This window comes from Pseudarthrobacter phenanthrenivorans (genome assembly GCF_036455295.1).
Classification (GTDB): Bacteria; Actinomycetota; Actinomycetes; order Actinomycetales; family Micrococcaceae; genus Arthrobacter; species Arthrobacter phenanthrenivorans_C.
On record NZ_JAYXNX010000006.1, the window covers coordinates 53,404 to 73,665 of the forward strand.

The following is a 20,262-nucleotide window of genomic DNA, read 5'->3' on the forward strand; positions in this document are numbered from 1 at the left end:
AGGCCACCCCCTTTGAAAGGACATGCAATGACGCACTTCATCCCCGGCACCGGACGTAACCGGGCCTTCATCGTGACCGCCGTCGCGGCCGCCGCAGTATTGGGTCTGAGCGCCTGCGGCTCATCTGCGGGAGCCAGCTCGGGTGCGACCGCCGCGCAGGACGAGACCGTTGGGGTAAGCCTGATCGTTAAAACCACGACCAACCCGTTCTTCGTCGCCATGGAGGACGCCGCGCAGGCCGATGCCCAGAAGTCGAACATCAAGCTCACCCTTGCCGCCGGCAAGAAGGACGGCGACACCGATTCGCAGATCCAGGCCATCGAGAATGCCATCTCCCGCGGCGACAAGGGCATCCTGATCACCCCGAACGGCCCAGCCGTGAACAACGAGATCACCAAGGCCCGCAAGGCCGGTCTTTACGTGATCGCCCTCGATACCCCGCCGGACCCCGCCAACACTGTGGACATCACCTTCGCCACGGACAACTACGCTGCCGGACAGTCGATAGGGAAGTGGACGGCGGCCACCCTCGGCGGGAAGAAAGCCGTCGTCGCGATGCTCGACCTGTTCAACGACCAGATCGTCTCGGTCGATGTGAACCGGGACCACGGCTTCCTCAACGGTATGGGCATCGACTTCGGCGATAAGACCAAGAACGCCGGCGAGGCCGCTTCCGGCCATTACACCGGAGGCCAGGGCGGGGACTACGAGATCGTCGGGCACCAGGCGACCCAGGGCGCCGAGGACGGTGGACGCAACGCGATGGAGACGCTTCTGTCGAAGAACCCGAACATCAACGTCGTCTACACGATCAATGAGCCCGCGGCCTACGGCGCCTACCAAGCCCTCAAGGCCGCCGGGAGGGACAAGGACGTCACCATCGTCAGCGTCGACGGCGGGTGCGCCGGAGTTGGGTATGTCAAGCAAGGGATCATCGGCGCGACCGCGCAGCAGTACCCGTCGAAGATGGCACAGCTGGGCATGGAGGCAATCGCCAAGATCGCGCGCGGGGGCGCCAAGCCCGAGGTCAGCAGCGGCCTCGACTTCTACAACACCGGCTCGAAGCTGGTTACTGACAAGGCCGCCAGCGGGCTCGACAGCATCACTACCGATTCAGCCTCGAGCATCTGCTGGGGCACCAAGTAATCCGATCCGACACGGCCGGGGCGCCTTCTGAGCCGCCCCGGCCCTGCCCGAAACCAATGCGATTCCCCTCCCGAGGAGACACCATCATGGCAACCCACGCACCAGCACGGGCCTCCGCCGAGCCCAAACCCCCGGCGCCCGACCCCGCTCTTGAATTCATCGACCGTCGGACACCCCTTTCCCGAGTCCGTGGCACCCTGCACCGCTACCCCGCGATCAGCCCCGGCGTCGTGCTCGTGATCGCAATCCTGGTCTTCGGCATGCTGAACCCGCACTTCCTGGCCCCATCCAACCTGTCCCTGATCACCCAGCAGGTCGCCGTCATCGGCATCCTCGGCATCGCCGAGACCCTGGTCATCCTCACAGCCGGGATCGACCTCTCGGTTGGGGCCGCGATGGTGCTCAGTTCAGTGGTCGTGGGCAACACCGCTGCGGGACTCGGTCTACCAGCCCCCATCGCCCTTCTCGCCGGACTGGCCACCGGCCTGGCTGCAGGCGCCCTGAACGGCATCCTGGTCACCCGGCTAACCCTTCCCCCATTCATCGTCACTCTGGGGACCCTGAGCATCTTCACCGCTTTGCTGCTGCTGGTTTCCAAGGGTGCCACTGTCCAGGGCACCCAGCTTCCGGACCTGGCCACGTGGACAGGGGGGACCTTCAAGCTCGCCGGGATCGACATCAGCTTCGGCGTCGTGCTCATGGCATTGCTCTACCTCGTCGTCGCCTACGCCCTCGGCCGAACCGCGTGGGGACGCCACGTCTACGCCGTGGGAGACGACAAGGAGGCTGCGCGCCTGAGCGGCATCCGCGTCAGCAGGGTGCAGCTGAGCGTCTACATGCTGGCCGGCGCGATCGTGGTGATCGCCGCCTGGACCCAGATCGGGCGTGACTTCGGCTCCAGCCCCAACGCCGCCACCGACGCCAACCTCAACGCCATCACCGCCGTCGTCATCGGCGGCACGAGCCTGTTCGGCGGCCGCGGAACCATCTGGGGCACACTCCTGGGTGCCCTCATCGTCGGGGTCTTCCGCAACGGGCTCGCGCTCGTCGGTCTCGACGTCCTCTATCAGACCCTCGCCGTCGGCATCCTCGTCATCGGGGCCGTCGCCATCGACCAGTGGATCAGGAAGGTCCGTAAGTGAACTCCATCGAACACGGCTCGAAGAGCCAGAGCGTGCCCGTACTGTCGGCCCGGGGCCTCGTGAAGACCTACGGCCACGTCGTGGGCCTCGACGGCGTCAGCCTCGATCTCCACGCCGGCGAGGTCCTGGCTATCATCGGCGACAACGGGGCCGGCAAGACCACCCTCATCAAGTGCCTCACCGGCGCAGAGATCCCCGACGAGGGCGACATCAGACTGGACGGCAAACCCGTCCACTTCCGCCGCCCCCAGGACGCCAGGGACGCCGGCATCGAAACCGTCTACCAATCCCTCGCAGTCTCCCCGGCGCTCGACGTGGCCGCGAACATGTATCTCGGCCGGGAGCTGCGCCGCCAGGGCCCCCTCGGGAGCCTGATGCGCCTAATGGACACCAAGGCCATGCGGGAGAACGCGAAGGCCGAGCTGGCCGGGCTTGGGATCTCGACCCTGCAGGATGTCACCGTGCCCATCGAGAACCTCTCCGGCGGACAGCGCCAGGCCGTCGCCGTCGCCCGTGCCGCGGCCTTCGGATCCAAGGTCGTCGTCCTGGACGAGCCCACGGCTGCGCTTGGTGTCCGGGAGTCCAATCAGGTGCTTGAGCTCATCCTGCGCCTGCGCGACCGTGGCATCCCCGTGATCCTGATCAGCCACAACATGCCGCACGTGTTCGACGTCGCCGACAGGATCCACATTCAGCGGCTCGGCAAGCGCGCCGCCACCATCACACCCGAGACCCACTCCATGACCGACGCCGTAGCGATCATGACCGGGGCGAAGGCAGCATGACCGACACCCCGGCCGGCAGGACAGCCGCTGCTCTTCACTGAGTTCACCCCGCTTCCCGGCAGGGCCGACGAGGTCGTCCCTGCCGGGAACGGGCGGCGGTGGCCGCCGCTTTAAAAACGCCTCGCCGCGCTGGCTGACGTGGTCAGGCTCAGCGACGAGGACCACCTTGGTCTACGGCCGACCTGGAAATACCCCCACCGGGGAACGAAACGGGGGAACTGGCGCGGGAAGCGGTCAAATCGTGAAGCGCCAGCGAGCACGCTGGCTCAAACCCGCCAAAACCCCCTCCCGACTTCTGGTCATCGGTCACCATGCCATGCAGATCCCGGGGCCAGGTAGCACTGGGATTAACACCGCACCCGTTCCGCCAACGCGCGCGGGAGCGTAGTGTCAAAGACAGGAAATTTCGGGATTGCGACAGGCCCGGGGTTGAATGCACAGGCCATCCGCGCCAAGAGCGGTGGCCGCCAGCCGGGAACTCAACTCCGGGCGCAACGAAGGATCGAGGCCTTATGGACAGCCAAAGTCCACCTAAGCGCCCCTCCGCCCCTCCCGGCTCCGCGTTGCTCCCCTCGCCTGTCCCCGGCCCCGCCCCATGGCTTGGAAACCGGCAATGAATGCCTGTTGCCCCGGCGGTCGGGACCAGCCACTGGGTGCCGACGAGCAACGGAAGGACGTGGCCCGGCGTTTCCGTGCCGCCCAAGTCCCCATGATCAGGCTGTGGACGTACTACTACGGCCTTGGCGGTGACGCTGACGAAATGTCCCTGGATGCCTACCTCAACGAGGCACTGCACCTTCCAGTCGCCCAAGCAGGGCTGATTGCCACCGCCCTGCGGGAACTATCGGCGGATGGGGACGGGAGTTCGTGACTCCGGTCACACGTGATGAGATTCACTCGCAATAAACGCGCGATTTGGTTGAGTCCCATCAGTCGGCACGGGCACTATGGATGGGCAGGGCAATACCCGCCCTTGACATCCTGGTGACGCAACGAGGCCCACCGGTGAGCGCAGGCCACCGACCCCCGGAGCGGACAGGCCACCGCCGGACATGTTGCCGGCTTGATACAGGAAAGTACTGAACAATGACGTTTAACACTGCCGAATCCGTGACGCTGAAGATCTGGGACCGTGCTTCCCTCCACGAGACCCTCGATTCCGCGGTCTCCGATCTCTCCTCGCGCCACAACACCACCAGCTGCCGCATCGCCGTCACCTGCAGCGGACCCAACACCTTCACCCTGAGCGTCCGCGGCGACGAGCCGGCACTGGCGTTCTAGGCAGCCCCAACAAAGGGCGCGTACGACGGCGGGAATGGACTGTTCCGCCGTCGTACGCGCCCTTTTTGCTGCCCTCGCCGGGTTGAAGGGCTTGACCGCCTCATGGACCCTTTGCCCCTGTTTCTCCCGGCACGGTGTATGTAGCGTCTGGTCATCACCACTTGTCCGGCCGGAGCACGAGGAGGATTCAATGGGCCATATCAAGGTGGACACGACGATCAACGCACCAGTGGAACGCGTCGTCGAGGTGGCGTCAGACCCGAAGCGCTGGGCTTCGTGGTGGGTCAACCTGGGCGAGGCAGAGAAAATCGAGGGCGACGGCGGCACGGGAACCGTCGTCGAGCATAAATACCTCATGGCGGGGGTTCCGTTCCATGTCACCACAAGGGTGGCAGCACGGGAGCAAACCACGGCCGGCGGGCAGCGGGTGAGAATCGAATTCGACGGGCCCCTCAAGGGGTGGCAGACATGGGACTACGAACCGGACGGCGAGGCCACCACCCAGGTGACCGCCGAGTTTGACTACAACGTTCCCGGAAGCGCCATCGGACGCTTCGCGGATGAACTCATCATCGAGCGGATGCAGGAAAGGGCACGCCAACAGACCCTGGAGAACCTCAAGCTCCTGGTGGAAGCCGGACCACGCTGACCGTGGCGGCCCTCACCTGCCGCCTCGAACGGGAGCGTGGACCGGCGTAGCATTCGTCAGGTACGTACCGAACAGCGGAGGGCAGATGGGTACCCAGCAGAAGGCCACCAGGTTCCGTTTCGAGGCGCTGGCCCTGCCGGTGATCCAGGCGCCCATGGCCGGCGGCCCCTCCACCCCGCAATTGGCCGCGGCAGTCAGCGCCGCCGGGGGCCTCGGCTTCCTTGCGGCCGGGTACCGGACAGCTGCAGCGATGCGGACAGACATCGAGGCTGTCAGGGCGCAGACCAAGCACCCGTTCGGCGTCAACCTGTTTGTACCGCAGCCCCCGGTTATCAGCCACGAGGACCTGCAGCGTTATGCCGCGTCACTGGCTCCGGACGCTGAGCGGTTCGGTGTCACGCTGGGAGAGCCAAAGCATGATGATGACGACTGGGACGCGAAGCTCGAAGCATTGCTGGACCTGGCACCCCCGGTGGTTTCGTTCACCTTCGACTTCCCCGAGTCCGGCGTGGTGGAATCGCTGAAACAGCGGGGCGTCTACGTGATAGCCACTGTCACGGACCGCGAAGAAGCGCTCCGGGCACTCGCCGCCGGAGCGGATGCCCTGTGCGTGCAGGGCCCCGAAGCCGGCGGCCACCGGGGAACGTTCAAGCCGGACGGGCCTCCCCCGCTGGTGCCCCTCCACGGAATTCTCGGCGACCTTACCGACCTCGAGGTACCCCTCATCGGGGCCGGGGGCATTGCCACTGCGGACCACACCCAGGCCGCGCTCGCCGTCGGCGCCGTGGCTGTCCAGGCCGGGACGGCATTCCTGCGCGCCGACGAAGCGGGAACCAAGCCGGTGCACCGGGCTGCCCTGGCGGCGCCGGATCACTTCACCACTACCGACGTCACCCGCGTCTTCTCCGGCCGCAACGCCCGCGGCCTGCACAACGAATTCATGCGCCGCCATGACGGCGACGCCCCTTACGGCTATCCGGAAATCCACCACCTCACCACTCCCCTGCGTGCCGCGGCCGCGGCAGCAGGAGAGCCTGAGTGGCTGAACCTGTGGGCCGGCATCAATTACCGGCAAACCATGGAGGGCTCCGCGGTTTCAATCCTGAAATGCCTCGCGCCCTAAGGCCTGGCCGCAATGGCTTGTCCCGCCGTCGGTCGGTTCCTTAAAGCCCGACGGCGGCCCGGCCCCTTGTGGGAGCCGGCCCGCCGTCGTGAGTTGGAAGCGCTGGTGGTGCCTTAGAGGGTGGCGGTGTCGATCACGAACCGGTAGCGGACGTCCGAGGCAAGGACGCGTTCGTAGGCTTCGTTGATCTTCTCGGCCGGGATGACCTCGATTTCGGCGCCCAGGTGGTGCTCGGCGCAGAAGTTGAGCATCTCCTGGGTTTCGCGGATGCCGCCGATCATGGAGCCGGCGAAGGAACGGCGTCCGCCAATCAGCGCGAAGGCGTTGACCGGAAGCGGCTCAGCGGGCGCGCCGACGTTGACCAGGGCGCCGTCGAGCTTGAGCAGGCCGAGGTAGGAGCTGATGTCGATCGAGGCGCTGACCGTGTTGATGATCAGGTCGAAGGAGCCGGCGAGCTCGGAGAAAGTGTTCTCGTCACTGGTCGCGTAGTAGTGGTCGGCGCCCAGCTTCAGGCCGTCTTCCTGCTTCTTCAGCGACTGGGACAGCACGGTCACCTCAGCGCCCATGGCGTGGGCCAGCTTGACGGCCATGTGGCCCAGTCCGCCGAGGCCGACGACGGCAACGTTCTTGCCGGGGCCGGCACCCCAGTGGCGCAGCGGTGAGTAGGTGGTGATGCCGGCGCACAGCAAGGGTGCGGCGACGTCGAGTTCGATGCCCTCGGGGATGGTCACGACGAAGTCCTCGGTGACCACTACGTGGGTGGAGTAGCCGCCCTGGGTGATGGTGCCATCGCCGTCAACGGCGCCGTAGGTGCCAATGTTGCCCTTGAGGCAGTACTGTTCCTCGCCCTTCTGGCAGTTTGCGCACTCCTTGCAGGAATTGACCATGCAGCCAACACCGACGCGGTCGCCAACTTTGTGCTTGGTTACTTCTGCGCCGACCTCGGTGACGATGCCGGCGATCTCGTGGCCGGGCACCAGCGGGTACTGCTGCGGGCCCCAGTCACCGCGGACGGTGTGGATGTCCGAGTGGCAGATGCCGGCGAACTTGATGTCGATCATGACGTCGTGGGGACCCACTTCGCGGCGCTCGATGGTGGTAGCCACCAGGTCCTCCGTGGCGGACGGGGATGCATAAGCCTTGACGGTAGTCATGGTTCTCCTGTGATCTGTTGGGGGGACTTCTTAATGCTACCGGGGTTGTTCGGAACAGATCCGGGAAATGCTTGTTCCAAGGTGGCCCTGTTGTGACTGGTCTTGCGAGTCCTACCCTCCGCAGACCCAGATGCCACAAGGCGCATCGTGGCAGAAAGCGGCTACGGCCGGAGCAGGACCTTGATGGCCCGGCGTTCATCCATGGCCTTGTATGCCTCGGCGGCCTGGTCCAGCGGGAGTTCGAGGTCGAAGACTTTTCCGGGCTCGATGTCACCGGCCAGGATGAGGTCGATCAGTTCCGGCAGGTACTGCCGGACCGGAGCGGGACCGCCGTGCAGGTGCACGAGCGAGGAGAACAGCTCGCGGCCGGGCAGGGCCACGTCATGGGATACGCCCACGAAACCGACGTGGCCGCCGGCACGGGTGGCCTGGATGGCCTGCATCATCGATTCCTGCGTGCCCACGGCTTCGATGACAGAGTGCGCCCCCAGCCCGTCGGTGAGCTCCTTGATCTTCTGCACGCCCGCTTCGCCGCGCTCCTCCACGACGTCGGTGGCCCCGAACTCCCGGGCCAGCGCCTGCCGGTCCGCGTGCCGGGACATGGCGATGATCCGCGCGGCGCCCATCTGCTGTGCCGCCAGGATCCCCAAAAGCCCAACGGCGCCGTCGCCCACCACCGCCACCGTCTTGCCGGGGCCCACCTCTGCGGCCTTGGCCGCGAACCACCCGGTGCCCAGGACGTCCGAGGCCGCAAGCAGTGAAGGGATCTTGCCGCCTTCGGGCGCGCCCGGGGTGGCCACCAAGGTGCCGTCTGCCAGCGGTACGCGCAGGTACTCGGCCTGGGAACCGCCTACGCCCTGCCGGTGCACGCAGCCGGTCTGGTAGCCGGAGCGGCAGATTTCGCAGGTGTTGTCAGAGGCAAAGAAGGACCCCACCACGAATTGGCCACGCTGCACATTTTTCACGTCAGCGCCCACTTCCTCCACGATCCCCACGTACTCGTGGCCCATGGGCCTGGGCTCGTGAAGGGTGTCGGCGCCACGGTAGGGCCACAGGTCCGAGCCGCACACGCAGGCGGCAACAACCTTGATGATCGCATCCGTGGGTTGCTGGATGGCGGGTTTGTCACGGTCCTCGACCCGGACGTCCCCGGGGGCATGCATGATGGTTGCGCGCATGGTGGTCCTCCAAATGGTGAAAGGCTGAAAGCGGACAATCCCATCAAACCCGCTCCGGGAACCCTTGGCGAGGGCCTTGCTGTAACTGGTTTTGGCAGAACCTCCTTAGCGTTGGGCCGTTCGTCGTAACGTGTTCCCTATGGATAACCGAGCCGAGGTCCGGCAGTTCCTGTCCTCCCGCCGCGGGCGCATAACCCCGGAGCAGGCAGGCATCGAACCCTATGGGGGCCGCCGGCGCGTCCCGGGGCTTCGGCGCGAGGAAGTGGCGCGGCTGGCCGGGGTCAGCGTGGACTACTACACCCGGCTGGAACGGGGAAACCTCAGCGGCGTCTCGGACAGCGTCCTGGACGCCATCGCAGGAGCCCTGGAACTTGACCGGGCCGAGCACGACCACCTGTACGATCTGGCCAGGGCTGCGAATACGTCCGGACGCCAACGCGCCGCCGGCGCCGGTGCTTCGGCACCCTCCAAGGTCCGGCCGGAGCTGCAGTACCTCCTGGATGCCATCACGGACGCCCCGGCGTTCATCGGCAACAACCGGATGGACATCGTGGCCGCCAACACCCTGGGCTACGCCCTGTACTCGGACATGTACCGCAACCCGTCACGGCCGGCCAACCACTCCCGTTTCATTTTCCTGGACCCGCGCGCGCAGAACTTCTACACGGACTGGGACCGGGCGGCCAACACCAATGTGGCCATCCTCCGCCGCGAAGCCGGGCGCAACCCCCATGACAAGGGCATCGCAGAGCTGATTGGCGAGCTGTCGATGCGCAGTGACGAGTTCCGGACTCTGTGGGCGGCCCACAACGTCCGCCGCCACTATGCGGGCACCAAGTTCTTCCAACACCCGGTGGTGGGCCTCCTGGAACTGAACTACCAGGTGCTGGGACTGGAAGAGGATCCCGGCCATACCCTCACCGTCTACCCCGCCACTCCCGGCAGCTCCTCCGCGGAGGCACTCAAGCTCCTCGCCTCGTGGGCGGTGACCGGGAACATCGCGGAGTCGGCGCAGGGCCAGGTCCGCACCTGAGGCTGCACACCTGGGCCTGCCCGTGCCGGCTCCACACGGCTGTGATACCGGGGCTCCTGGCGGGTAGTCCCTAGACTGGCAGATGGACGTTGATGCCAGGACTATGCGAAGGAGCGAAAAGATGAGTGGAGTAGTTGTTGTAGGTGTGGATGCCAGCCCGTCGGCACGGAAAGCTGCGGAGGTGGCGTTGGGCCTGGCGGAATCCCTGGGCGCGTCACTCCATGTGGTCACCGCGTTTGAGAGCGAAAACTCCGAAACTTACGGTGTGGGCTCGGACAAGGTGAGGATCTCGAACGCTGACAGCTCGGAGATCGTGGCCAAGGATCTGGCCAGCTCCAGGCCCGGGGTGGAAGTCACCCACTTCGCCGCCCGCGGCAAGCCGGCAGACTCCCTGATCAAGGAAGCCATCCGCCTGAACGCCCGGCTGATCGTGGTGGGCAACCGGAGGATGCGCGGCATCGGCCGGCTGCTGGGCAGCGTGGCCAACAGCGTGGCGCACAACGCCCCGTGCGATGTCTACATCGCAAACACTTACGAGGACTGACCCTCCCCCTTAATGGTGGGCGGACGACGGCGGGACCTCCCGCCGTCGTCCGCCCACCTTTTTGCTGAAGGGTTGTTCAGGCCCCGTATTCCTCGTCGGTGACATGGCCGAGCCACGTGACCACCTGGCCGTTGCTGTCGGCTTCCTGCATGGCCACGTGCGCCATGAAGCGGTCCGCCGTGGCACCGTGCCAGTGCTCTTCCCCGGGTTCGATGTACACCACGTCGCCCGGGCGGATCTCCTGGACTTCGCCGCCGCGGCGGGCCACCAGGCCGATCCCATCGGTCACGTAGAGGGTCTGGCCCTTGGGGTGGTGGTGCCAGGCGGTGCGGGCGCCGGGAGCGAAGCGGACGTGCGCGCAGCCGATGGCCGACTGCCCGTCAGGGTTCCGGATTCCATCGATCTGCACTGTCCCGGTGAACCATTCCTTGGGCCCGGCGCCCGTTTGGCCGCCGCTTTTGATGTATTTCATGTTCTCCTCCTGTTGGGTGGGTCAGGGTCTGATGGGCCGGATGGTCATTGGGTTTGTCCCGTCCGGGCAAGCGTGGCCCGGGCGGTCTGGAACGCCAGGACCGCAGCGACGGCAAGGATGCCGGCGCCGGCGAGGAAGGTCCCGCGGTAGCCGGCGGAGTCGTACAGCACCCCGCCCACGGTTGATCCGGCGGCGATTGACGTCTGGACCACGGCCACCATCAGGCCGCCACCGGACTCGGCGTCATGGGGCATGGCCTTCGCGATCCAGCTCCACCAGCCCACGGGCGCGGACGTGCCCAGCAGGCCCCACATCCCCAAGAGAACCACGACGGCGGCGAACCAGCCGCCGGAGGGCACGAGGGCTGCCGCGATGGCCGCCATGAGCGCCGGGATGACTACCAGCGTCCGGTAGAGGCCTTTCCCGATGAAGCGGCCGATCAGCAGGGTACCCACGAATCCGGCCACCCCGATGACCAGGAGGACCAGGGACACCGGGGCCGCACCGGCGCCTGTCACGGTCTCCAGGAATGGACGGATGTAGGTGAACAGCACGAACTGTCCCATGAAGAAGGAGCCGCAGGCAGCCATGCCCCAGGCGACAGGGGCGCTCCTGAAGGCGGCGAAAATGGTGAAGACGTTTCGGGGCTCCCCGGTGGGCCGTTCCGCTTTCATGGCCGGCAGGCTGCCCCACTGCCAGGCAAGGGCCAGCAATGCCACGGGCACCAGGCAGAAGAACGCACCGCGCCATCCGATGACCGAGCCCAGGTAGCTGCCCAGCGGTGCAGCCACCACCGTGGCCAGGGCATTGCCCCCGTTGAAGATGGCCAGGGCGCGCGGCACCTGGCGGGCCGGTACCAGGCGCATGGCGGTGGCGGCGGACATGGACCAGAACCCGCCAATGACCACCCCGATCAGTGCGCGGCCAATCATGAAGACCAGGTATCCCGGTGCCAGCGCAACCAGGACTCCGGAAACTGCCATGAGCGTGGTGAGTCCCAGCAGGAGCGTCTTGCGGTTCATACTGCCGGCCACGGTGGACACCGACAGGCTGGTCACCACGGCGAACAGCCCGGAAATCGCTATGCCCTGCCCCACCATCCCCTCTGAAACCTGCAGCTCGGCGGCCATGGGCGTGAGCAGGCTGACGGGCATGAATTCGGACGCGATCAAGGCGAACACGCACAGGGACATCGCGAAGACCCCTCCCCAATGCGCAGGGTGCTGCGCGTCTGGTTTTGGGGGCGCGCTGGCGTTGGTGACTGTTGCTTCGGGGGCCATGCCTCCATGAAACACATGAACGCAGGTACCTAGCGAGGGCCCTGCTGAAACCGGTCTTGGCAGAACCCCTTTAGGGACGACTTAAAGCGACGGGGCCGCGGACCTAGGCAGTGGTCCCCTGCTGCTGCATGTTCTGCGGGCTTTTTCGGAGGTCCTTTTCAAGTTCGGCCAGGCAGTAGTCCTTGAACCAGTGCCTGATGCGCAGCGGGAGAACCGGATAGGCCACGGCAAGGACGCGCCACGTGCGGTCGAACCTGCGCTGGTGCCGGTCGCTCCACGCAAGGCCGAAGTCCTGCCGCAGCTGCCCCGGCAGGAGCCCTGCGGTGAGGAACCTGGCAGCGGGCATGATGGCGCGGTACCAGAGTGCGGTGTGCGTGGGAAACAGCAGGCCGCGTCCCACGCGCACGCCTTCTTCCTCCGCCCGGAGGGTTGAAAGCTGCTCCTCCCAGTAGCGGCGGAACGCCGCCCGGTCCTTCGGCCACATCTCAGGTGGCAGCTGCAAAGCGGTGCCGATCCGCGCATAGTCGCGGTACATGGCGTCGGCTGCGTCGTCGTCCAGCGGGCCGCGGATCTTCTCAACGATGGTCAGCGCCGTGTCATAGAGCGTTGCCGCCACCCAGAGCTGCAGCGCGGGGTCGTAGGCGCTGTAGCCGGCAGAGGACTCGTCCGCGGGACGGCGTACCGGCACATGCGCCTGGTTGACCCTGCGGCGGACTTCCCTGACCTGCTCCTCGGTTCCATAAACGATGCCATAGACGTAGGTGAGTGTGCCCTTGAGCCGGTCTACAGGGCGCTGGGTGAAGGTACTGTGGGCAGCCACCCCGCGGCCGATTGCGGGTTGGGCAAGCTGCAGCAGGATAGCCCGTCCCGCCCCGGCAAGCAGGATGCCTTCGGCCCGGAAATCGGCATCGCCCTGAACCATGTGAAAAGGCTACCGGAGGGGGTGTGGCAGCAGATGGGGCCTTTCGTCCCGTCGCGCCTAGTACCCATCACCCTGAACGGGCCGCAGCGACGTGATCATCTGTTTGATGTCCGCGTACTCGGCCGTTTCCCGGTACTTCTTCGCCAGTTCCTGGTACGGCAGTGACGGGTCGCCGGGGGTCGCGTTGTTTTCGGGATCGTAGAACGCGCCGAACATGGCACTGTTGGGCGGCCACCGGAAGAAATGGATGATGGGGCACGCGGAAGGTCCGGTGGGTGGCGGCCCGGAAGTGATGCCGTAACCGGCCGCCTGGACGCCCGGCGGTCCCGGCGTCACAGCGTTTCCCCTGGTCTCGAAGACGAACTGCGGCACCACGCCGTCACGGGACAGTTCCGGGACATCCGCACTGTCCAGCACCTCATACGGGTACTTCTGCGTGCAGGACGATCCAATGGCCATGTTGGTCCGCAGCGTTGCCATGACCTTCCCGGCCTGGTTCCTGACTTCCGCGTAGGTCCCTCCCCCTTCGGCCAGTTCCCCCGCCGGGTCCCTGACGCTCCAGGCAGCGGGAAGATCGAACGCCATGGTGTGGTCCGCCGTCTGGAACGTGGTCCACTTCGTTGCGGCGGGCGTGGTGCCGCCCGGCCCGGCCGACTGTGATGGGGAGAGAGTGCCCGACGGCGTTGGCGCAGCGGGCAGGCTGTTTGCCGGTGCAGAGGCACTGGTGGATGAGGACTGTGCCGGCTGTGGGGTTCCCGGCTGCGGCGAACACGCGGAGAGGGCGAGGGCGGTCAGTGAGGCTGCCAAAAGTGCTTTGAGGAACCTGCGCACCCTTCCAGTGTGGGGGCGGCTTGCCCGGGCGGAGGAGGGCCGGAGGACCTGACCTGCCCTCCCCCCGCCCGGGGACCCGGCCTAGCGCTCCAGCAGGGACACGTCCCGGACGGCGCCCTTGTCCGCCGAGGTGGCCATGGCGGCGTAGGCGCGCAGGGCTGCGGACACCTGGCGGTCCCGGTCCTTGGGCTTGTACCCGCCGTTGACCAGCAGTTTCTCGCGGCGTTCGGCGAGGACCTCGTCGGAGACCTCCAGCTGCATTGAACGCTGGCTGATGTTGATGCTGATGATGTCGCCGTCCTCCACCAGGGCGATGGCACCACCGGAGGCAGCCTCCGGGGAGATGTGGCCGATCGACAGGCCCGAGGTGCCGCCGGAGAAGCGGCCGTCCGTGATGAGCGCGCACTTCTTGCCCAGGCCGCGGCCCTTGAGGAAGGACGTGGGGTACAGCATTTCCTGCATGCCCGGACCACCCTTGGGGCCTTCGTAGCGGATCACCACCACGTCACCCTCCTTGACCTGCTTGTTCAGGATCTTCTCCACGGCCTCGTCCTGGGACTCGCAGACCACGGCAGGTCCGGAGAAGGTCCAGATGGATTCGTCCACGCCCGCGGTCTTCACCACTGCGCCGTCGACGGCCACATTGCCTCGGAGCACGGCCAGGCCGCCGTCCTTGGAGTAGGCGTGCTCCACGGCGCGGATGCAGCCTTCCGCGGCGTCGGTGTCGAGCGAGGTCCACTCGTTCGACTGGGAGAAGGCGGTGGAGGAGCGGACGCCGCCGGGGGCGGCGTGCCACAGGGCCTTGGCTTCCTCGGTGGCCTTGCCGCCGCGGATGTCCCAGTCGTCCAGCCAGCCGTCCAGGTCGTTGGAGTGCACGGAGTGGACGTCCTTGTGCAGGAGGCCGCCGCGGTTCAGCTCGCCCAGCAGGGCCGGGATGCCGCCGGCGCGGTGCACGTCCTCCATGTAGTAGGTCTTGTCCTTGGCGACGTTCGGGGCCACCTTGGCCAGGCAGGGCACCTGGCGGGACTTGGCGTCCATCTCGGCAAGGCCGTAGTCAACCCCGGCCTCCTGGGCTGCGGCGAGCAGGTGCAGGATGGTGTTGGTGGAGCCGCCCATGGAAATGTCCAGGGCCATGGCGTTGTCGAAGGCCTTCGCGGTGGCGATGGAGCGCGGCAGCACGGAGTCGTCGCCGCCGTCGTAGTAGCGCTTCACCAGCTCGACGACGGTGGCGCCGGCCTTCTCGTACAGTGCCTTGCGTGCGGTGTGGGTAGCCAGCACGGAGCCGTTGCCCGGCAGGGACAGGCCGATGGCCTCCGTGAGGCAGTTCATCGAGTTGGCGGTGAACATGCCGGAGCAGGAACCGCAGGTGGGGCAGGCGTTCTCTTCGATGAGGTTGATGTCGGCGTCGGAGATGGACTCGTCCACGGCGTCGGCGATGGCGTTCACCAGGTCCAGGGAGCGCACGGAGCCGTCAGTCAGCGTCACACGGCCAGCCTCCATGGGGCCGCCGGAGACGAAGACCACCGGGATGTTCAGGCGCAGGGCGGCCATGAGCATCCCAGGGGTGATCTTGTCGCAGTTGGAGATGCAGACCAGGGCGTCGGCGCAGTGCGCGTTGACCATGTATTCCACGGAGTCGGCGATCAGGTCGCGGGACGGCAGCGAGTAGAGCATGCCGGAGTGGCCCATGGCAATGCCATCGTCAACGGCGATGGTGTTGAACTCGCGCGGCACGGCACCGGCGGCAAGGATGGCCTCGGAGACGATCCGGCCCACAGGGGCGAGGTGGGTGTGGCCGGGAACGAATTCCGTGAAGGAGTTGGCCACGGCGATGATCGGCTTGCCGATATCGGAGTTGGCGACGCCGGAGGCGCGCAGCAGTGCGCGGGCCCCGGCCATGTTGCGGCCATGGGTGACTGTTTTAGAGCGGAGTGCAGGCATGCTTACCATCCTCTTGCCTTGGCGACGCGGACGGAAGACAGCGCTGCTACTAGTAGTGGGAGTACCAGAGTAATAGTATTTTCCGGTGAGTGATCCCGGCCGCCGCAAAGAACTCGGCCTTTTCCTGAGGGCCCGGCGCGACCAGGCGCTCCGGGCCGACTATGGGCTGCCGCCGATCGGGCGTGCGAGGGACCGCGGGCTGCGCCGCGAGGAGGTGGCTTTCCTCTCCGGCGTCAGCGTCACCTGGTACACCTGGCTTGAACAGGGACGGGACATCAGCCCGTCCCGGCAGGTCCTGGAGGCCGTAAGCCGCGCCCTGCATTTGTCGGGGACGGGCCTGGGCTATGTGCTGTCCCTCGGCGGGTACGCCTCCGCGGCCCCTGCGGGACCGGCCGCCGATGCCGCCCCGCCGCACATTCAGCGGCTGATGGACGCACTGGACCCCAACCCCTCCTTCGCACTGTTCCCGGACTGGCGGGTGGCGGGCTGGAACAAGTCCTATGCGGCGCTCTACCCCAACATCGCCACCGTGGCACCCGCGGACCGGAACCTGCTGTGGCTGGTGTTCACCGACCCCTACGTCCGCAACCTGCTGCCGGACTGGGAAACCACCAGCAAGAGGTTCCTTGCCGAGTTCCGGGCCGAAACCGGACAGCGCCTGGGTGACCCGGACATCCAGTACCAGGTGGAGCGGCTTAAGGAAGCAAGCCCCGAATTCCGGCACGGCTGGGACCTCTACGACATCCTGGGCTTTGAGTCCCGTGAGCGCCTGTTCCACCACCCGGCGGTGGGAGTGCTGCAGCTGGAACACCACCAGGTGTCCCCTTCCGACCGGCCGGACCTGCACATCGTGGTGTACACCCCGGCCCCGGGCAGCGACGCCGCCGCGCAGATGCAGTCGCTGATGGCGGCGAAGGGCTAAGCGGCGTCAGTGCCCAGATAAGCCAGGGCGGCGGCGGCCTGCGCCTGGGTGGCCGTGCGAAGGGTGGGATCCACGGCCGGCAGGAAGAACGGGGAGTGGTTGGCGGGGATGTCCGTGTCCACAGTCCCCGCAGCCACGGACCGGCGGTAGGTTTCAGGGGGCACGGAGCCGACAATCCAGTACACGTACGGGATGCCGAAGGCGTCGGGAATGCGGCTGAAATCCTCTGACGCCGTCTGCGGGGCCGTGGGGTAGACGGCGTCCGCCCCGAAGGACCTGGTGAAGGCCGCCGTGACCCGTGCGTTGGCCTCCGGATCGTTGCTGGTCAGCGGGTATTGGTCGTAGTACTCGAACTCCGGTTCCTGCGGGGAGCCCGCCGCAGCGCACTCGCCCCGCACGATCCGCTCGATGGCGGCGATCATCTGGCTGCGGGTTTCCATGCTGTAGGTCCGCAGGTTGAGCAGCAGTTCCGCCCGGTCCGGGATGATGTTGGCGGTGGCACCGGCGTTCACGGAGCCAACGGTCAGCACCGCGAACTCCCCCGGCGTCGTTTCACGGGACACCACCGTCTGCAGGCGCAGGACGATCGAGGCAGCCAGGACCACCGGATCGACCGACTTGTGCGGCATTGATCCGTGGGCGCCCCGGCCGTGGACGGTGATCCGGATCGAGTCACCGGCCGACAGGACCGGGCCCGGCGTGGTGCCGATGGTTCCCGCCTCGGTGGGCATGACGTGCTGGGCCAGCGCGATGTGCGGCCGCGGGATTCCGGCGGCCAGGCCGTCGTCGAGCATTGCCTGCGAGCCCGCCGCCGTCTCCTCAGCGGGCTGGAACAGGGCAATGTAGGTGCCCTGTCAGGTGTCCCGGTGCTCGGCAAGGTATTTTGCCGCGCCAAGCAGGGCCACCACGTGCATGTCGTGCGCGCAGGCGTGCATCACGCCGGGTGTGGCGGAGGCGTAGCGTGCCCCCGTCGCCTCAGCGACCGGAAGCGCATCCATGTCGGCCCGCGCCAGCACGCAGGGACCGGCGCCGTTGGCAAGAACGCCAACGACGCCGGTGCCGCCGAAGTGTCGGACGTCAAAGCCCCAGCGGGCCAGGTTGTCCGCTGCCGCGGCGGACGTTTCGTGTTCGGCAAGCCCCAGTTCCGGGTTCCGGTGGAGCTGCTCGTAGAGCGGGATCTGCCAGGACAACTCCTGCCCGATGCCGTCCTGAAGGCTGTACATGATGTCCATGCGGGCGCTCCTCCCGGCCGGCAGCGCCGGCCCCTTGGGGCCAACTCTAGGCCAGCGCCCCCTGCCGCACCACGGCCGGCTCAAACTGCGCACCCGCGCCCGGGAATACCGGCACGTCGATCCGCGCGTGGGTGTGGACCTCGGACACCGTGGCCTTGGTGTGGCGGGCAATCTGCTCCATGGTGGTGACCCAGATGCCGTCCATGCCCTTCACCCGCTCGATCAGCTGCTCCAGGGCCACGGCTTTGGACGGCCGGCCGGAGATGAACGGGTGGTTGGTCAGGACGAAGCAGCTGCCCTGGGAGTGGTGTGCCTCGGCCTCGAGGGTCCACATTTCCAGGACCTTGGCCGGGCTCTCGATCACGCCGCTGCCCGTCACTCCCGGGTAGAAGGCGTACTGCTCCCAGTCGTCCAGGGTCCAGTCCACGGGGATCTCCACGATGTCCCGGGGATCATCGACGGCGACGGCGAAGCGGTAGGGGGCGTCGCCGTCGAGCAGGCTTGAATCGTAGAGGAAGCCGCGGTCCGCCAGCAGGCCCGGGGAGTGCCAGTTCAGTTCCCACCAGGGTGCCCGGTAGCCCACGGGACGGATACCGGCCACTTTGGCCAGCGCCTCCAGGCCGCGGTCAATGTAGCGGGCCTCGGTGGCTGCGTCGATGCCCTGCATGGGTTCGTGCAGGTAGCCGTGGTGGGCTACCTCGTGGCCGCCATCCACGATCCGCCGCACGATGTCCGGGTAGGACTCGGCGGTAAAGCCGGGGATGAAGAAAGTGGCCTTGATGTCCTGGCGCTCCAGGATCTTCAGGAGCCGTGGTACGGCGATCTTGGGGCCGTAGGACTGGTGGGTCATCAGGGACATGCGCCGCGTGCTGGTGGGGTCGTGGGCGATGGTGCAGGACTCGGCGTCCACGTCGAAGGTGAAGGAGGCGGCGGCTTTGGCGCCGTCGGGCCAGATGATGGGGTGCAGGGGGTCCGCGATGGCGGGCTGGTTCACGGGAAATCCTTTCGGCGGGCGCAGGGCGCCCGCCAGGTTCTGCGGGGAAGAGGAGTTGTGCCGCTTAGAGGGCGGGAAGGGCGGGCGTGGTGCCGGCCGGCTGGCCCTCGGTTTCAGCTGCCGCCCGGGGCTCGAGGGCGAGGTAGCGGATGTGCTGCCGCGGCCCGAGGATGGCGTACACGCCGGCGCTGGTCAGGCCGCCGGCCAGCCAGGAGAGGTCCCAGCCGCCCAGGGCTACCGCGATGGGTCCCTGCATGATGGGGATCAGGCCGTACATGAACAGCCAGGTGGCGACGATGCCGGCCACGAGGGAGACGACGCCCGCCCAGTTCACGCCTGGCAGCCGCTTGGTGCCGACGCCGTCGAACAGGCGGTCCGTGCCAGCGGGCCAGCGCTTCTCCAGCCAGAAGTAGTGCACCAGCATGATCCCGCCCCAGGCGGCCACCCAGGCCACCAGGCCGATCAGCCAGGCGTCGAGCACCGCGGCGAAGTCCTCCTGGAAGATGAAGAAGACGACGGCGCCCAGCGAGAAGACGCCGACGAACAGGTTGAGCTTGCGCCGGCTGATGGAGATGTCCAGGGCCTGCGTGGCAACGGAGAAGGTGTAGATGTTCAGGATGTTGGTGGCGATGGGGCCGTGGAGCACCATCAGCAGCACAGGCAGGGCCATGGCGCCGAAGTTGAGCACGATCAGCTTGCCGGGATCGATCTGGCCGCTGTTGGTGGCCAGGCTGGCGCCCAGGACGCCGAGCCACACCACGGGGATGAACTGGCCCAGCACGGAGGCCAGGTACACCTTTTTCTTGGGGACGCTGGTGCTGACGAACCGGGAGTAGTCAGCGGCGTAGGTGAACCAGGTGATGCCCCAGCCGATGCCGATGGCGGTCATGACGGCGCTCATGGCCGCGATCCGCTCGGAGCCTTCCAGGATGGCGCCGGCAGGTCCGGCGTAGCCCCAGTTGATGTCCATGCCGAACCAGGCGACGGCGGACATGACGGCGAGGATGAGGATGGTGGGCGGCACGGTCCATTTCTCGAAGGCCGCGATGGCCTTGTACCCGAACCAGGCAATGGCCACCTGGAGGGCCATGATGAACGTGGCAACGCCGATCTTCCAGCCGTAGTTGGGGGCTTCGGGGTCTACCCAGCCGAGGGTTCCGAAGAGCGCCATGACCAGGTCCAGGATGATCCAGGTGTTGACCGCGCACCAGCCGATGACCAGCAGGGCCTGGATGGCGGCCGGCAGGTAGTTGCCTCGGCGTCCGAAGGCTGCCCGGGCCAGGACCATGCCGGTGGCTCCGGTTTTCTGGCCAAGGAGGACGAAGCAGCCAAAGAGCAGCATGCCGATCAGGTTGCCCAGCACCAGGACCGTGATGGTGTCCGCGAGCCCGAGTCCCAACTGGATGCCGAGTGCCCCCAGCACCCAGTTGATGGGGGCCAGGTTGGCTCCCGCCCAGATCCAGAACTGGCCGGATACCTTGCGTGTGCGTGCTGATTCAGGAATGGGCTGCAGCCAGGCTTCGTGGTCCACAACGCTGTGGTCCTGCGCGGCCTCGCCTGGTTGGCCGTGCGCGGCTGAAGAAAGCTTTTCTTGCATGGGGGCCTCCGTGAGGTGGATAAGTACCAAAAGGCT

At 66.8% G+C, this 20,262-nt stretch carries 19 protein-coding genes and 1 pseudogene; 10 read left to right on the forward strand and 10 right to left on the reverse strand.

Going from position 1 to position 20,262, the window contains the following annotated elements; genetic code table 11:
* The first annotated feature begins 27 nt into the window (after nt 1-27).
* From VXJ37_RS09630 to VXJ37_RS09660, 7 genes are all read left to right on the forward strand, one after another.
* Nucleotides 28-1,146: a substrate-binding domain-containing protein gene (locus VXJ37_RS09630; protein ID WP_331322816.1), complete on the forward strand. Its 1,119-nt coding sequence runs from the start codon at nt 28-30 to the stop codon at nt 1,144-1,146.
* 86 nt (nt 1,147-1,232) lie between these two features.
* Nucleotides 1,233-2,288, forward strand: a complete 1,056-nt coding sequence (locus tag VXJ37_RS09635; RefSeq protein ID WP_331322817.1) for an ABC transporter permease — start codon at nt 1,233-1,235, stop codon at nt 2,286-2,288.
* Nucleotides 2,285-3,073: an ATP-binding cassette domain-containing protein gene (locus tag VXJ37_RS09640; RefSeq protein WP_331322818.1), complete on the forward strand. Its 789-nt coding sequence runs from the start codon at nt 2,285-2,287 to the stop codon at nt 3,071-3,073. The genes VXJ37_RS09635 and VXJ37_RS09640 overlap by 4 nt, the downstream gene beginning before the upstream one ends.
* Before the next feature lie 613 nt (nt 3,074-3,686).
* Complete coding sequence (locus VXJ37_RS09645; protein ID WP_331322819.1) at nt 3,687-3,944, forward strand: hypothetical protein; 258 nt, start codon at nt 3,687-3,689, stop codon at nt 3,942-3,944.
* Between the two features lie 215 nt (nt 3,945-4,159).
* Nucleotides 4,160-4,354, forward strand: coding sequence for a hypothetical protein (locus VXJ37_RS09650; protein WP_331322820.1), 195 nt, complete (start codon nt 4,160-4,162; stop codon nt 4,352-4,354).
* 190 nt (nt 4,355-4,544) lie between these two features.
* The gene (locus VXJ37_RS09655) at nt 4,545-5,003 is read left to right on the forward strand and encodes an SRPBCC family protein (RefSeq protein WP_331322821.1); all 459 of its coding nucleotides are present in this window, start codon (nt 4,545-4,547) and stop codon (nt 5,001-5,003) included.
* Between the two features lie 85 nt (nt 5,004-5,088).
* Nucleotides 5,089-6,126, forward strand: a complete 1,038-nt coding sequence (locus VXJ37_RS09660) for a nitronate monooxygenase (RefSeq protein WP_331322822.1) — start codon at nt 5,089-5,091, stop codon at nt 6,124-6,126.
* Nucleotides 6,127-6,239: 113 nt separating this feature from the next.
* Here VXJ37_RS09660 and VXJ37_RS09665 read toward each other — a convergent pair whose 3' ends face one another.
* Both VXJ37_RS09665 and VXJ37_RS09670 read right to left on the reverse strand, forming a co-directional pair.
* Nucleotides 6,240-7,280, reverse strand: coding sequence for an NAD(P)-dependent alcohol dehydrogenase (locus VXJ37_RS09665; protein ID WP_331322823.1), 1,041 nt, complete (start codon nt 7,278-7,280; stop codon nt 6,240-6,242).
* A 161-nt stretch (nt 7,281-7,441) separates the two neighbouring features.
* Nucleotides 7,442-8,458 (reverse strand): zinc-dependent alcohol dehydrogenase family protein, encoded by a 1,017-nt coding sequence (locus VXJ37_RS09670; RefSeq protein ID WP_331322824.1) that lies wholly within the window; start codon nt 8,456-8,458, stop codon nt 7,442-7,444.
* Nucleotides 8,459-8,597: 139 nt separating this feature from the next.
* On the opposite strand from VXJ37_RS09670, the gene VXJ37_RS09675 reads away from it, so the two are divergent.
* Both VXJ37_RS09675 and VXJ37_RS09680 read left to right on the forward strand, forming a co-directional pair.
* The gene (locus VXJ37_RS09675) at nt 8,598-9,491 is read left to right on the forward strand and encodes a helix-turn-helix transcriptional regulator (RefSeq protein WP_331322825.1); all 894 of its coding nucleotides are present in this window, start codon (nt 8,598-8,600) and stop codon (nt 9,489-9,491) included.
* Between the two features lie 121 nt (nt 9,492-9,612).
* The gene (locus VXJ37_RS09680; protein WP_331322826.1) at nt 9,613-10,035 is read left to right on the forward strand and encodes a universal stress protein; all 423 of its coding nucleotides are present in this window, start codon (nt 9,613-9,615) and stop codon (nt 10,033-10,035) included.
* A gap of 76 nt (nt 10,036-10,111) precedes the next feature.
* Here the strand turns inward: VXJ37_RS09680 and VXJ37_RS09685 are convergent, their stop codons facing one another.
* From VXJ37_RS09685 to ilvD, 5 genes are all read right to left on the reverse strand, one after another.
* Complete coding sequence (locus VXJ37_RS09685) at nt 10,112-10,507, reverse strand: (R)-mandelonitrile lyase (RefSeq protein WP_331322827.1); 396 nt, start codon at nt 10,505-10,507, stop codon at nt 10,112-10,114.
* Between the two features lie 44 nt (nt 10,508-10,551).
* Nucleotides 10,552-11,787: an MFS transporter gene (locus tag VXJ37_RS09690; protein WP_331322828.1), complete on the reverse strand. Its 1,236-nt coding sequence runs from the start codon at nt 11,785-11,787 to the stop codon at nt 10,552-10,554.
* Between the two features lie 103 nt (nt 11,788-11,890).
* Nucleotides 11,891-12,709, reverse strand: a complete 819-nt coding sequence (locus tag VXJ37_RS09695; RefSeq protein ID WP_331322829.1) for an oxygenase MpaB family protein — start codon at nt 12,707-12,709, stop codon at nt 11,891-11,893.
* Nucleotides 12,710-12,766: 57 nt separating this feature from the next.
* A complete protein-coding gene (locus VXJ37_RS09700; RefSeq protein WP_331322830.1) occupies nt 12,767-13,540 on the reverse strand; it encodes a hypothetical protein in 774 nt (257 codons plus the stop codon).
* Between the two features lie 81 nt (nt 13,541-13,621).
* Entirely contained in the window at nt 13,622-15,481 is a 1,860-nt protein-coding gene (gene ilvD, locus VXJ37_RS09705) for a dihydroxy-acid dehydratase (protein ID WP_331322831.1), read from the reverse strand.
* 85 nt (nt 15,482-15,566) lie between these two features.
* On the opposite strand from ilvD, the gene VXJ37_RS09710 reads away from it, so the two are divergent.
* Nucleotides 15,567-16,403 carry a helix-turn-helix transcriptional regulator gene (locus VXJ37_RS09710; RefSeq protein ID WP_331322832.1) on the forward strand — a complete coding sequence of 279 codons (837 nt, stop codon included), beginning with the start codon at nt 15,567-15,569 and terminating at the stop codon, nt 16,401-16,403.
* On the opposite strand, the pseudogene VXJ37_RS09715 reads toward VXJ37_RS09710, so the two are convergent.
* The 3 genes and pseudogenes from VXJ37_RS09715 to VXJ37_RS09725 form a co-directional block, all read right to left on the reverse strand.
* Nucleotides 16,400-17,635 (reverse strand): annotated as a pseudogene (locus tag VXJ37_RS09715) (amidohydrolase). The gene VXJ37_RS09710 and the pseudogene VXJ37_RS09715 overlap by 4 nt on opposite strands.
* Nucleotides 17,636-17,681: 46 nt before the next feature.
* A complete protein-coding gene (locus tag VXJ37_RS09720; protein ID WP_331322833.1) occupies nt 17,682-18,629 on the reverse strand; it encodes a polysaccharide deacetylase family protein in 948 nt (315 codons plus the stop codon).
* Between the two features lie 64 nt (nt 18,630-18,693).
* Nucleotides 18,694-20,226, reverse strand: coding sequence for a purine-cytosine permease family protein (locus VXJ37_RS09725; protein ID WP_331322834.1), 1,533 nt, complete (start codon nt 20,224-20,226; stop codon nt 18,694-18,696).
* Between the last annotated feature and the right edge of the window lie 36 nt (nt 20,227-20,262).